11 protein-coding genes are annotated in these 13,013 nt (G+C 74.9%); 2 read left to right on the forward strand and 9 right to left on the reverse strand.

The genetic code is table 11. The annotated features are described in order from the left end of the window. Positions 1 to 117: 117 nt before the first annotated feature. Together ABD345_RS02985 and ABD345_RS02990 are read right to left on the reverse strand one after the other, a co-directional pair. A complete protein-coding gene (locus ABD345_RS02985) occupies positions 118 to 2,724 on the reverse strand; it encodes a polynucleotide kinase-phosphatase (protein WP_344550086.1) in 2,607 nt (868 codons plus the stop codon). Then, the gene (locus tag ABD345_RS02990; RefSeq protein ID WP_344550087.1) at positions 2,721 to 4,400 is read right to left on the reverse strand and encodes a 3' terminal RNA ribose 2'-O-methyltransferase Hen1; all 1,680 of its coding nucleotides are present in this window, start codon (positions 4,398 to 4,400) and stop codon (positions 2,721 to 2,723) included. Before ABD345_RS02990 ends, ABD345_RS02985 begins: the two co-directional genes overlap by 4 nt. Positions 4,401 to 4,501: 101 nt before the next feature. On the opposite strand from ABD345_RS02990, the gene dapD reads away from it, so the two are divergent. Next, complete coding sequence (gene dapD, locus ABD345_RS02995; RefSeq protein WP_380273339.1) at positions 4,502 to 5,491, forward strand: 2,3,4,5-tetrahydropyridine-2,6-dicarboxylate N-succinyltransferase; 990 nt, start codon at positions 4,502 to 4,504, stop codon at positions 5,489 to 5,491. A gap of 342 nt (positions 5,492 to 5,833) precedes the next feature. On the opposite strand, the gene ABD345_RS03000 is transcribed toward dapD, so the two are convergent. The 6 genes from ABD345_RS03000 to ABD345_RS03025 all read right to left on the reverse strand — a co-directional run bounded on the left by ABD345_RS03000 (position 5,834) and on the right by ABD345_RS03025 (position 10,543). Then, the gene (locus ABD345_RS03000) at positions 5,834 to 6,751 is read right to left on the reverse strand and encodes a DUF6099 family protein (RefSeq protein ID WP_344550089.1); all 918 of its coding nucleotides are present in this window, start codon (positions 6,749 to 6,751) and stop codon (positions 5,834 to 5,836) included. A gap of 271 nt (positions 6,752 to 7,022) precedes the next feature. Continuing rightward, on the reverse strand, positions 7,023 to 7,376 hold the full coding sequence (locus ABD345_RS03005; protein WP_344550090.1) for a nucleotide pyrophosphohydrolase: 354 nt from the start codon (positions 7,374 to 7,376) through the stop codon (positions 7,023 to 7,025). Beyond that, a complete protein-coding gene (locus ABD345_RS03010) occupies positions 7,373 to 8,827 on the reverse strand; it encodes an AAA family ATPase (protein ID WP_344550091.1) in 1,455 nt (484 codons plus the stop codon). Before ABD345_RS03010 ends, ABD345_RS03005 begins: the two co-directional genes overlap by 4 nt. 99 nt (positions 8,828 to 8,926) lie before the next feature. Continuing rightward, on the reverse strand, positions 8,927 to 9,757 hold the full coding sequence (locus ABD345_RS03015) for a putative RNA methyltransferase (protein WP_344550092.1): 831 nt from the start codon (positions 9,755 to 9,757) through the stop codon (positions 8,927 to 8,929). Positions 9,758 to 9,896: 139 nt separating this feature from the next. Continuing rightward, positions 9,897 to 10,310 (reverse strand): fic family toxin-antitoxin system, toxin component, encoded by a 414-nt coding sequence (locus tag ABD345_RS03020; RefSeq protein WP_344550093.1) that lies wholly within the window; start codon positions 10,308 to 10,310, stop codon positions 9,897 to 9,899. Next, positions 10,307 to 10,543, reverse strand: a complete 237-nt coding sequence (locus ABD345_RS03025; RefSeq protein WP_344550095.1) for a toxin-antitoxin system HicB family antitoxin — start codon at positions 10,541 to 10,543, stop codon at positions 10,307 to 10,309. Before ABD345_RS03025 ends, ABD345_RS03020 begins: the two co-directional genes overlap by 4 nt. Positions 10,544 to 10,732: 189 nt before the next feature. Here ABD345_RS03025 and ABD345_RS03030 point away from each other — a divergent pair, with 189 nt between their 5' ends. Beyond that, a complete protein-coding gene (locus ABD345_RS03030) occupies positions 10,733 to 10,939 on the forward strand; it encodes a hypothetical protein (RefSeq protein WP_344550096.1) in 207 nt (68 codons plus the stop codon). Positions 10,940 to 10,950: 11 nt separating this feature from the next. Here the strand turns inward: ABD345_RS03030 and ABD345_RS03035 are convergent, their stop codons facing one another. Next, a complete protein-coding gene (locus ABD345_RS03035) occupies positions 10,951 to 12,915 on the reverse strand; it encodes a TerD family protein (RefSeq protein WP_344550097.1) in 1,965 nt (654 codons plus the stop codon). Positions 12,916 to 13,013 lie beyond the last annotated feature (98 nt).

The following is a 13,013-nucleotide window of genomic DNA, read 5'->3' on the forward strand; positions in this document are numbered from 1 at the left end:
AAGTGTATACGAGGAGTCGAATATTCATGCAACCATTCGACGGCCGACCCGTGGTCGGCCCACGGTCGGCCCACGGCCGGCTCGCGCCCGGACCGCCCGGAGCCTCCGACCCCGGGGTCAGAGCCGGGGGTCGACCGGCTCTGACTCCAGGGCCAGCACCGCGAACACCGCCTCGTGCACCCGCCAGAGCGGCTCTCCGGCCGCCAGCCGGTCCAGCGCCTCCAGGCCGAGGGCGTACTCGCGCAGGGCGAGCGAGCGCTTGTGGCCGAGCGAGCGCTGGCGCAGTCCGTCCAGGCGGCGGGTGTAGTCCGGGCCGTAGATGATCCGCAGGTAATCACGGCCGCGGACCTTCAGGCCGGGCTGGACCGGTCGCCCGGAGCCGTCCAGGTGCAGCGGCTCGACCGGCTTGACCACCATGCCCTCGCCACCGGCCGCGGTCAGCTCCTCCCACCAGGCGACGGCGGCGGCCACCGAGGACTCGTCCCCGGTGTCGACCAGCAGCCGCCCGGTGCGGTGCAGCACCGGCGCGGCACCGCCCGCCGCCGCCGCGAGCCGCCGGTCGGCGTCCACCAGCCGGTCGATCAGGGCGAGGTGCTCGGTGTGCGGGCGCAGTGCCAGGTTGGCGCCCTCGGCGGCGAGCAGTTGGAACGGGGCCAGCCGGATGCCGTCGAGGCCCTCGGTCGGCCAGCAGTAGCGCCGGTACGCCTCGGTGAAGGCGCGGGCGTCGGCGGCCTGCTCCCGCTGGCGGCCGGTCAGCTCCGCCACGTCCAGTCCGCGGGCGGCGGCCCGGGTGAGGGCGTCGAGCGCGACGGGCAGGGCGGCCCCGGCGGCCGCGCCGACGGCGGCGTACTGGCGGCGCAGCAACTCGACCGCCTTGAGCGACCAGGGCATCAGTTCGGCGTCCAGCAGCAGCCAGCCGGTGTCGAGTTCGTCGAACAGGCCGGTGTGCTCGGCGGCGGCCCGGAGCCGGTCGAGGATCGCGTCGGTGAGCGCCTGGTCGTTCAGGAAGGCGCGGCCGGTCCTGGTCCAGATCGCGCCGGGGCCGGGCAGGCCGAAGCGCTTCTCCAGGGCGGCCCCGTCCCTGGCGACCAGGACGACGGCCCGCGAGCCCATGTGCTTCTCCTCGCAGACCACCTGCCGCACCCCGTCGTGCCGGTAGGCGAGGAACGCCTCCTCGGGGTGCTCCAGCAGGCCCTCGCGCCGGGAGGTCGGCGAGGGGGCCATGGTGGGCGGCAGGTAGGCGAGCAGCCGCGGGTCGAGCGCGAAGCGGCTCATCACCTCCAGCGCGGCGGCGGCGTTCTCCTCCCGGACGGTGACGTTGCCGAGCCGGGAGGTCTCCACCACCCGGCGGCCGGTCACGTCGGCCAGGTCGAGCGGGCGGCCCTCCCGGCCGCCGGGCGCGTCGGTGCGCATGGGGCGGACCGGTTCGTACCACTCCTGCTCGGCCGGGACGGAGACGACCTCCCGCTCCGGGTAGCGCAGCGCGGTCAGGCTGCCGCCGAACACGCAGCCGGTGTCCAGGCAGATGGTGTTGTTGAGGAAGCTCGCCACCGGCACCGGGGTGTGGCCGTAGACCACCAGGGCGCGGCCGCGGTACTCCTCGGCCCACGGGTAGCGCACCGGCAGGCCGTACTCGTCGGTCTCGCCGGTGGTGTCGCCGTACAGCGCGTGCGAGCGGACCCGGCCGGATGCGCGGCCGTGGTACTTCTCCGGCAGGCCGGCGTGGCAGACCACCAGCGCGCCGCCGTCCAGCAGGTAGTGGCTGACCAGGCCGCTCATGAACGTCCGGACCCGGGCCCGGAACTCGTCGCTCTCCGCGGACAGCTGGTCGATCGACTCCTGCAGGCCGTGCGAGACGGTGACCTTGCGGCCGCCCATCCAGCGGCCGAGCTTGTTCTCGTGGTTGCCGGGGACGCAGAGGGCGTGGCCGGCCTCGACCATGCCCATCACCAGGCGCAGCACGCCCGGGGTGTCCGGGCCGCGGTCGACCAGGTCGCCGACGAAGACCGCGGTGCGGCCCTCGGGGTGGGCGGCGTCCACCGCGCGGCCCTGTTCGTCGCGGGTGAGCTCGTAGCCGAGCCGGCCGAGCAGGGTCTCCAGCTCGGAGCGGCAGCCGTGGATGTCGCCGACGACGTCGAACGGGCCGGTCAGGTGTCGCAGGTCGTTGTACCGCTTCTCCAGGACGATCTCGGCGTGCTCGATCTCCTCGACCCCGCGCAGCACGTGCACCTTGCGGAAGCCCTCGCGCTCCAGCCCGCGCAGCGAGCGGCGCAGGTCGCGCTGGTGGCGCTGGATCACCTGGGCGGGCAACTGCCGGTCCGGCCGGGCGCGGTTGCGTTCGGCGCACACCTCGGCCGGGACGTCCAGCACGATGGCGATCGGCAGCACGTGGTGCTCCCGGGCGATCGCGACCAGCGCCCGGCGGGCGTGGTCCTGGACGTTGGTGGCGTCGACCACGGTGCGCCGGCCCGCCGCGAGCCGCTTGCCGACGATGTAGTGCAGCACGTCGAAGGCGTCGGCGGAGGCGGCCTGGTCGTTCTCGTCGTCGGAGACCAGGCCACGGCAGAAGTCGGAGGAGATCACCTCGGTGGGCTTGAAGTGCTCGCGGGCGAAGGTGGACTTGCCGGAGCCGGTGCTGCCGATCAGCACCACCAGCGAGACGTCGGTGACGGGCAGCCGGCGGCCGGCCCGGGCGGGGGTCGGCTCCGGGGTTTCGGTGGTCATCGGTGGGCGCTCCCTTCCGGGGCGAGGTCGTTCGACGGGGTGCCGGTGGCAGCGGTGTCGGTGGTGTCGGGCTCGGTGGTGTCGGGCTCGGCGAGGCGGAAGTGCGCGAGCTGGGTGGGGGCGCCGACCTCGGGGTCGACCGGGCCGACCGGCTCCAGCTCGACGCGGTAGCCATAACCGGCGGCGACCTGCTCCGCCCAGGCCGCGAACTCGGCCCGGCTCCACTCGAAGCGGTGGTCGTCGTGGCGCATCCGCCCGGCGGGCAGGGTCTCCCAGCGGACGTTGTACTCGGCGTTCGGGGTGGTGACCACGACCGCCGCGGGCCGGGCCGCGCCGAACACGGCGTACTCCAGCGCGGGCAGCCGGGGCAGGTCGAGGTGCTCGATCACCTCGCACAGCACCGCCGCGTCGTAGCCCTTCAGCCGGGCGTCGGTGTACGTCAGCGCGCCCTGGACCAACTTGACCCGGCGGGCCGTCCGCTCCGGCAGCCGGTCCAGGTGGAGCCGGCGGGCGGCGATCGTCAGCGCCCGCGCGGACACGTCCACGCCGAGCACCTCGGTGACCCGCGGTTCCTTGAGCAGCGCGCCCACCAACTCGCCCTGCCCGCAGCCCAGGTCGAGCACCCGGGCCGCGCCGGTGCGGGCCAGCGCCGCCAGGATCGCCGTCCGCCGCTGCACGGCGAGCGGCACCCCGCGCTCGCGGTCGGCCCCCTCGGCCCCGGTCTCGGCCCCGGTCTCGGACCCGGCCTCGGCCTTGATCGCAGCCGCGGTCGCGACCCGGTCGGTCGGCCCGGTGGCACTCACCTCCTCCGCGGTCTCCGGGGCGCCCCGGGTCTCCGGAGCGTCCGGAACCTCCGGGACGTCCGGCACGGCGTTGTCGATCTCCTCGGCCTCGCGGTCGTCGGCCTCGGCCAGCCGGGCCAGCGCGAGGCGCTCCGTGGCCAGCCTGGTCAGCGACCAGCGGCGGGACAGGTAGCGGCGGACGATCAGGGCGCGTTCGGGGTGGTCGGCGAGCCAGCCCTGGCCGGCCGCGAGCAGTTTGTCGACCTCGTCGGGGGCCACCCAGTAGTGCTTGGCCCCGTCCAGGACGGGCAGCAGCACGTAGAGGTGCTGGAGCGCGTCGGCGAGCCGCCGGGTGCCGGTCAGTTCGAGCCGCGCGTACCGGGAGTCGCCCCACTCGGGGAAGGACTCGTCCAGCGGGACGGGCCGCGCGTCGACCTGCCAGCCCAGGGGGGCGAACAGCCGCTCCACCAGCGCGGGACCGTCGCCCCCGGCCACCGGGACGGCGGGCAGCGCGATCCGCAGCGGCAGCTCCCGGCCCGGCAGTTCGGGCCGGTGCGCGCACTCGCCCTTCATCGCGGAGCGGTAGACCGTGCGCAGCGCCACCGCGAGCAGCGAGGAGGCGGCGTACGGGCGGTCGTTGACGTACTGGGCGAGCGCGAGGTCGGGCGAGCCGGAGCGGCCCTTGCCCCGGCCCTGGCGGAGCAGCGCGGCGGGGTCGACCTCCAGCAGCAGGGCGGCGGTGCACGCTTGCTCCCCGGCCTCGGGGTAGAAGACGTGCGCCGTGCCGTGCGCGGTGGCGAACCGCTGCACCTTGTCGGGGTGCTTGTGCAGCAGGAAGCCCAGGTCGGAGGCGGGGTTCTCGGCGGTGCCGGTAGTGGAGATCGATACGAACACCCGGCCGAGTATGTCCCGCGGACCCGTCCGGGAGCACCAGGTTTTGTCCGTCCGGTGAGCGTGTTGGTCAGCCCTCGCCCCGATTGGTTACGGTGCGGGATGTGACTGCTGAAACCTCCTCCCCCGCAAGCGGCGCGGTGGCCGCCGGCCTGGCGACCATCGCGGCCGACGGCACCGTCCTCGACACCTGGTTCCCCGCGCCCGAGCTGGCCGCCGCCCCGGGCCCGTCCGGCACCGTCCGGCTGAGCGCCGAGGAGGCCGAGAAGGCGCTCGGCCCCGGCGCCGCCGAGGCGCTCCGCACCGACGCCCGGCGCGGCGTCGAGGTGGTGGCGGTGCGCACCGTGATCTCCTCGCTGGAGGAGAAGCCGCTGGACGCGCACGACGTCTACCTGCGGCTGCACCTGCTCTCCGCCCGCCTGGTGAAGCCGCACGGCCAGAACCTCGACGGCATCTTCGGCCTGCTGGCGAACGTCGCCTGGACCTCGATCGGCCCGACCCCGGTCGCCAACGTGGAGCAGGCCCGGCTGGCGGTGCGCGCCCAGGGCGGGCAGCTCGCCCTGTACGGCATCGACAAGTTCCCCCGGATGACCGACTACGTGGCGCCGGCCGGCGTCCGGATCGCCCACGCCGACCGGGTGCGCCTGGGCGCGCACCTGGCCGAGGGCACCACCGTGATGCACGAGGGCTTCGTCAACTTCAACGCGGGCACCCTGGGCACCTCGATGGTCGAGGGCCGGATCAGCGCGGGCGTGGTGGTCGGCGACCACAGCGACATCGGCGGCGGCGCCTCGATCATGGGCACCCTGTCCGGCGGCGGCAAGCAGGTCGTCTCGGTGGGCGAGCGCTGCCTGCTGGGCGCCAACGCGGGCATCGGCATCTCGCTGGGCAACGACTGCGTGGTCGAGGCGGGGCTGTACGTCACCGCCGGCACCCGGGTCACCGCGCCGGACGGCTCGGTGGCCAAGGCGGTGGAGCTGTCCGGCCAGGACAACCTGCTGTTCCGCCGCAACTCGCAGTCCGGCGCGGTCGAGGTGATCGCCCGCTCCGGTTCGTGGGGCGGTCTGAACGCGGATCTGCACTCGCACAACTGACCTCCTGTCAGGTGGTGTTCGTCCCGACGGCCGGTGTCCGCTCCCCAGCGGCCCGGCCGTCCGGCCTTCCCCGGCCCGGAACCGCTCCGGGGCCCGGAACCGCTCCGGTAGGTACCCGGGAGCACTCCGCACCCGGGCCCGCACCCGGGCCCGCTCCGGAGCCCCTCCGGGGTGCGACGACGCGGCCGAACGGGCGCCGCGCCGTAGCCGAGCGGGGGCGGCCCCGCAAACTCGGCTCACCCCTGGGGCTGACCGGGCCTGCCGGTTGGACCTCAACGGGTGGTCCGGGGTGACCGTGCGCGGCGGGAACTCGTTGGACCGGCGGCGCCGACCCCCGGCGCTTCACACCGCACCACCGAGTTGAAGGGGCCCCCTCATGTCCGAGCCCTGGACCGAGCCGCCCACCGCGGACACCACCGCGGCCCCCGCCGCGGGCGACGCGCCCGCCTCCCCGAAGTCGTTGTTGGAGCAGATGCAGGAACTGCTGGCCTCGATCAACACCGACCTGGCCGGACTCGACTCCGACCTGCGCTCCTCGCCCGCCCTCGGCGGACAGGACACCCCGGCGGACGGCTCGCCCCGCAGCTGAGCACCGCGCACCGCCGGGAGCGGCGGGCCCAGCGGGACCACGAGCCTCGGCTCCTCCCGCCGGGCCGCGCCCGGCACCGCCGGCCCGGGCGGTCCCTCCCCCCGGTCTCCGTCCCGGCCCCCGCCTCGTTCCCCTCCCCGCTCCTGCGCCGCCCCCGGTTCTCCGTCCGGGGCCCGCGCGCCCGTCAGCCTCCGCTGCTCGCGCAGGAGCTCGGCCACCAGGTCGCGGCACTCGGATCCGGCGTCCAGCCCGTCGATGCAGCTCCAGTACAGGCTCTCGGTGTCCGCCCCGCAGGCGAGCACCACCAGGCTCTCGTTCGCCTCCTCCAGCAGCAGGGCGAGTTCGGCCAGCACCGGATCCAGCTCGCCGAGCGCGCTGAACCGCTCGACCAGCGTCGGCCCGTTCCACTCCGGGTAGACGCCGACCGGGCCGCCGGGCAGTTCGTCCAGGCCGGGTTCGGGCGGTTGGCGCAGACAGCTCGCGGTGTGCGCCCCGGCCTCGGAGAGCAGCTGCCCGAGGGTGGCGAACGCCTCCCCGTCGTGGTCGGCGATCCGGGCCCCGACCGCTTCGGTGAGCAGCCCGGCCTGCCACGCCTCGTGCAGGATGTCCCCGGTCGTCCGGGCCTCGGCCAGGGCGTGCCGGACGGTCTTGATCAGTCGCAGTGCCTCCACGGTGGCTCCCCTCGTCGACCGCCGCCGTCCTTCGGCGGTCGGTCACGGGGATCAGCGTGCCGCCGCTCCCGGGGTGCTCCCAGCGGGTTCGGCGGACCTGTGGAAAACCCGGCCCTGTGGAAAACCCGGGTCCCCCGGGCGGGGGAATTCCGGATGATTTCCCCGCCCGCCGGGAACCCGGCCCACCACCCCGCCCACCACCCGGGGGGCCGCTACCGGCACACTGCTCCCGGCGCACCGCTCCCGGCTCAGCGCCTCCCGGGCAACCGGTCTAGGGCACCGGGAACCTGCTCTCGTTGCGTTCGATCTTCTCCGCCAGTGCCCGCAGCGGATCCACCTCCAGCACGGTGCACAGTTGCAGCAGGTAGGCCAGCACGTCGGCCACCTCGTCCCGGACCCGGTGCGCCGACCGGGCGTCGGACATCACGTCGGCGGCCTGCTCGGGCGTCAACCACTGGAAGATCTCCAGCAGTTCGCCGGCCTCGACGGTCAGCGCCGAGGCCAGGTTCTTCGGGGTGTGGTACTGCTGCCAGCTCCGGGCGGCCGCGAACTCGGCCAGCCGTCGCTGCAGTTCGGGCACCGTCGGCCCGGCGTCCGGCACGGCCGGCTCCACTTCGTCGTTCATTCCCCCAGGTCTACCACCGCCCCCTCACCGCGCACCGAGCCGTACCCCGCGCCCGGCACCACGCCCTGCACGCCGCCCTGCACCGGCCCCTGCGCCGCACCCGGCGCGCCGCCCTGCCCCGGACCCTGCGCCGCGCCCGGCACGGACCCCTGCACCGGTACCCGGGCCGCGGGGTCGGCGCGGCGCAGCAGGCTGTGCCCGGTGGCCGGATCCCGTCGGCACTCGACCAGTTCGATGCCGTCCGCGCCGAACGCCGGCCCCGGTTCCTGGAGCGTGGCGAGCAGCCGGATGTCGCCCTTGCCGGTGACCTCGCGGGCCAGCCGCAGCAGGGCGGCGATCTGGTCGGTGGCCAGGCCCGCCCCGAGGTCCTCGGCGAGCAGCACCAACTGCCGGTGCGCGTCCGGCACTTCGATGGCGGGGTCGACGTCGAGGACGGCGGCGCCGGTGAGCAGGACGGCGGCGAAGGCGAGCAGCCGCAGCATGCCGTCGGCGGCCTGGTCGGCGCCGGTGCGGCCGAGCACGCCCTCGTCGAAGACGGCGAGCAGCCGCTGCCGGTCGCCGTCGCCCCGGCGGGCCACGCCGAGGCCGAGCAGCGGGTGCGGGGCGGCGGCCTGGACGGCGCGCAGCAGGCGGGCCCAGCGGCGCGGGCACTCGTGCGCCAGCCGGTCGAGCACGGCGGAGATGTTGGCGGCGGTGCCGAGCAGCCGGGCCTGCGGCTCGGGCCGGCCCCAGCCGCGCATCGCGGCCGGCACGGGGTGCAGCGCGAACACCTCGCGCAGCGCGGTGAGCACCTGCTCGGAGGCGGCCAGCACCTTGCGTTCGCCGTTGGAGGATCCGGCGACCCGCAGCGGCAGTTGGGCGGTGATCAGGCTGCCGCTGGGCAGCGGGGCGCGGATGTCGCCCTGCCGGGAGTCGTTGTGCCAGGTGACGTTGACCCGGCCGCGGGTGAGGTCCTGTTCGCCGGTCTCCATCAGGGTGCGGTCGTCCAGGGTGAGGCATTCGCGGGCGACCCGGACCCGGCCGTCGGTGCGCACCACCACTTCGAGCCGGATCGTCCCGACGCAGGAGCGCACGGTGCAGCCCAGGATGATCGCGTTGCGCCCGTGCGGCACGCAGCCGATCATCCCGCCGCGCACCGGGACGGCGAGCGGTCCGCGCGGGCCGCCGACGCCGTCCAGCGAGGGCCTGATCTCCTCGCCGAGGGCGAGCCGGGAGAGCACGCTCAGCGCGTCCAGCGCGTTGGACTTGCCCGCCCCGGACGGCCCGTGCAGCACGGTCAGCGGCGACATCGGCAGGACGGCCCGCCGGTAGGACTTGAAGGAGGTCAGCCGCAGTTCTTCGATGGTGGGGCGCTTCACCGTCGGCTCGGACGCCGCGGGGAGGGGCGTCCGCCGCGTGTCGCGGGCGGTGGCGGACGGCAGGGGTGGGGCCAAGGGGGCTTCGCTGGTCACCCGGAGCACTCTAGGTGCGCCCTGAGCTGGAGAAACGTCCCTCCTGACGCCCTTTCACCCCTTCGAGTCCCAACTGTCCCGGTCGTGGAACCCGGGCGTTCACTCGTACGCGGTGACCAGCACCGAGCCGGTGACCTCCACCGGCTCGGGGAGCGCCGCCAGCGCGGCGGCCAGGGCGGCCGGGTCGGTGTGCCAGGCGCTCGGGCCCATCCCGACCACGGCGGCGGCGTCCGCCCGCGACAGCCGCAGCGCGAACTCCACCTCGGTGCGCTCCACCGGGGCGAACCAGGGGCCGAGCTTCTCCGCGATCCGCCGGTCCTTGTCCTCGTCCACCGAGAGCAGGCCCAGCGCGCCCACCAGTTCCCGCAGGTGACGGGAGGTCGGGGCGGCCACCAGCAGCCGTCCGCCGGGGCGCAGCACCCTCCGCATCTCGGGGCCGTTGCGCGGCGCGAACACGTTCAGCAGCACGTCCGCGGCGCCGTCCCGCAGCGGCAGCGGCCGCCAGGCGTCGCACACCACCGCGCCGCCCCGCGGGTGCGCCTTGGCGGCGCGCCGCAGCGCGTACTTGGACAGGTCGAGCGCCGCGCCCGCCGCGCCCGGTCGGGCGTCCAGCACCCGGGCCAGGTAGTGGCCGGTGCCCGCGCCGAGGTCCGCGACCAGCCCGCTCTCCGCCGCGACCCCGGCCGCGGCCGCGGCCAGCGCCCGTTCCAGCGGGGCGTAGTGGCCGGCTGCCAGGAAGTCGCTGCGGGCCGCGACCATCTCGGCGGTGTCGGCGGTGCCCTGCTTGGCGTCCCCGGCCAGCAGGCTCACGTAGCCCTGCCGGGCCTGGTCGAAGCCGTGCCCGTTCGGGCAGCGCAGGGTGCGGGCGTCCAGCGCCAGCGGGCGGGCGCAGTGCGGGCAGACCAGGTAGGGCTCGATGTCCTGCAGCAACTCGCTCGCATCCTCGGCGCAGATCGTTCGGTGCCCCGGGGGCCGTCAGGGGCCGGGGGAACGTCGAGGGTATCCCGCCCGCGGGCGCCTCGTCGCTCTCCCGGCCCCTGACGCGTCCGGCCCGTGCGGCGGGGGCGCCTCACTCCTCGCCGTCGTCGCCGACCTCTTCCTCCTCCGCCTCGTCGACCACCCACATGCCCAGCCGCTCCGCCACGCCGGTGATGCCGAGCTTGCCCTCCCGGATCGCCCGGGCCAGGCTGCGCACCTCGCGCGCGGTGGTCGCCACCCGGCAGCCGCTGGCCACCAGGTACGCGTAGGCCACGGCGGTGGCGAACAGCTCGTTGTTGCGCTCCAGCGCGGGGACCCGGATCAGCTGGTGCATCAGCGCCGCCGCCCGGTCCTGCGGTTCGGGGTAGACCGCGATGTCGAAGACCTCGGCCTGGTGCCTGGTGATCGCCGCGAGCAGCGATCCGTAGTCGGTGACCTGCGGGTCACCGGGCGTGTACTGCTCGGCGGTCATGAGCAGCCACGAGAGGTCGACCTCAAGCTTCAACGGCGCACGTCCTGGAGTTCGCCGGGCGACCCGAACTCGGCGAGGAACACCGCCTCGTGCTCCTTCATGAACTGCGCCGCGGCGTCCACGAAGTTGCGTCCGGCCTCGCCCATGTCCTGCTGCACCAGCCGTTCGATGTACTGGTTCATGCTGATCCCCTGCTGCTCCGCCCGCTCGCGGGCGATCTCGGCGGTGGTCGCGTCCACCCTGACGTTCAGCTGCTTCTTGGCCATCCTTCAACGCTAGCGCCGAGGTGCTAGCACAACAAGGGCGCAAACCGGCCGCTCCCCCACCCCCACCATGTCCGCCCGCGCCCCCGCGAAAACCGGCCGCCCGTCCCGATCCGGCGAGTCCCCCGCCCGGCGGGCGGAACGCCCCCCACCAGTACGATGAGCGCCCCTTTCCAGGAACGGAGGCACCCGATGCGGTTCCCCAAGGCCGTGCGCTTCCTCGTCGGGCTGCTCGCCTACCTGCTCGGCGCCGCCGTCCTGCTCGCCCTCCTCGGCCGGACCGACCCGGACACCACGCTCGGCACCACCCTGCGCGCCGCGGGCGGCGGCCTGCTCGCCGCCCCCGCGATCGCCCTGCTCCGCCGCCGCACCCGCCGCGGCCCCCGCCAGGACAACTGACCCGCCGCACCTCACTCGGCGGGCTTCAGCCCCCGGACCACCTCGTTCAGGAAGCGGTCGACGACGGTGTCCACGCTGCGGATGAACCCGGTCTCCTCCGCGCCCCGCCTGGTCCCCATGCCGGCCGGCAGGGTCAGCCGGAACGCCCGGACCTCCGCGCCGTCGGCGGGCACCAGCAGGCCGGGTTCGACCCGCAGCGCCCGCAGCAGCTCGCACGGACCGGGACCGCCGTCCGCGGTCAGCGCCTCGATCCGCAGTTCGGCCGGGGCCTCGGTGAGCTGCCGCAGCAGCCACTGGACCCTGGTGAGCGCCCTGGAGCGCTCGGCCGCGGCCACCTCGACCGTGGTCTCGATCCGGCCGGTGCGCAGGTCGGCCTCCAGCACGATCGGCCCGGGCAGGCCGGGGACCGCCAGTTCGGAGCGCATCCGGCCGCCGGCCGCGAGTTCCTCCACCGCCCTCTCCCGGCGGACCGCCGGTTCGGTGCGCCGGCCACCGCGCAGCACCGGGGAGACCGGGACGCCGAGTTCGCCGCCCAGGCGCAGGCACAGCTGGCGGGTGAGGCGCTCCCAGTTCTCCACCACCCGCAGCGCGTTGCGGTCCCCGGCCCGCAGGGTGCCCTCGGAGATCGCGTTGCGGACGGTCACCCAGGCCGGGCCCATGTTCTGGAAGCCGTGGCAGCCGGAGTTCTCGTGCCGCAGGTAGTGCAGGAACTCGTTCAGCAGCCAGGCGTGCGCGGGGTTGACCACGCCGTCGTGGTGGCACAGCAGGTGCGCCTCGTGCGCCACCTCGGCCCAGGACAGGTGCCGCAGCGCGACCTTGCGGGCCCGGCGCCGGTCGACCGTCACCGGGGGCTCGCCCTCCAGCGCCAGGTCGTTGGAGAGGGTGATGACCGTCTCGTAGCCGTGCCGCTGGGCCACGTCGAGGTACGCCTGCATCTGTTCCGACTTGAGCGGGCTGCCACCGGTCTTGGTCTCCACCAGGGCGGTCCAGATCTTCCCGGCCCGGCTGACCCGGATCGTGCCGTCGGGGCGGACGGTGCTGTCGGCGTGCTTGAAGCTCGTCTCGGTGAAGGTCTGGACGGTGCCCGCCGGGGCGTTGAACATGGCGGTGATCCGGCGGCCGAACTCCGGCACCTCGGCCATCACCGCCAGCAGGGTGGAGGTGGCCCGGTTCTCCCGGTCCAGCTCGTTCTTCAGCCCGGCCACCGAGAACAGCCGGGCCTGCTTCCAGGACGGGTGGTCGGCGAGGTCGGCCTTGGCGGCCTTCGGCAGGGTGACCCGCTTCTTGGCGGTGCGCACCGCGCGCTTCGGCGCGGTCGCGGCCGGTGGGGCAACGGCCGGCTCGGCGGCCGGAGCGGTCCCGGAGGTCGGTGCGGCACCGATGGCCGGTGCGCCCGGCTCGGCGGCCCGCTCGGCCTGCGCCGTCTCCTCCTCCTGGTCGACGTCGATGCCGAAGTCCCCGGCGAGGCCGCCGAGCCCGGACCGGTAGCCCTGGCCGACCGCGCGGAACTTCCACGCCCCGCCGCGCCGGTAGATCTCGCCGAAGACGAACGCGGTCTCCTCCCCGGCCTCGGGGATGTCGAAGGCCACCAGGGTGTCCCCGCCGCCGTCCAGCACGGCCAGCCGGAGTTCGGCGAGTTCGCCGAAGGTGGCCCCGGCATAGCGGCTTGCCGCCAGGACCACCTGGTGCACCTCGGCGGGCAGCGCCGCGAGGTCGAGCAGGATCCGGTCCTGGGTGCCGCTGCCGGTCGGCACCTTGCCCAGGAGCTGCACCGAACTGTCGGGCGTGGCAGGGCAGTTGTAGAAGAGGAAATCCGTCTCCCCGCGCACCTTGCCGTCCGCGCCCAGCAGCAGCACCGACACGTCGGCGTCGCCCGCCCCGGTCGGATCGGTCCAACTCAGGGCGACCGTCACCGGCCCCGGCTCGTCCCCCTCGGCGAACAGTTCGGCGTTGGCGCCCTTGGTCAACTGGTGCACGGCTTCCCCTCCTGAGCACGGCGAACGACGTGTGCGCAGCGTCACCATGCCCACACGTTCCGAGGATGCTACTCCTGCCGGATCTTCACGCCATCCCC

Source organism: Kitasatospora saccharophila (assembly GCF_039529925.1).
Classification (GTDB): Bacteria; Actinomycetota; Actinomycetes; order Streptomycetales; family Streptomycetaceae; genus Kitasatospora; species Kitasatospora saccharophila.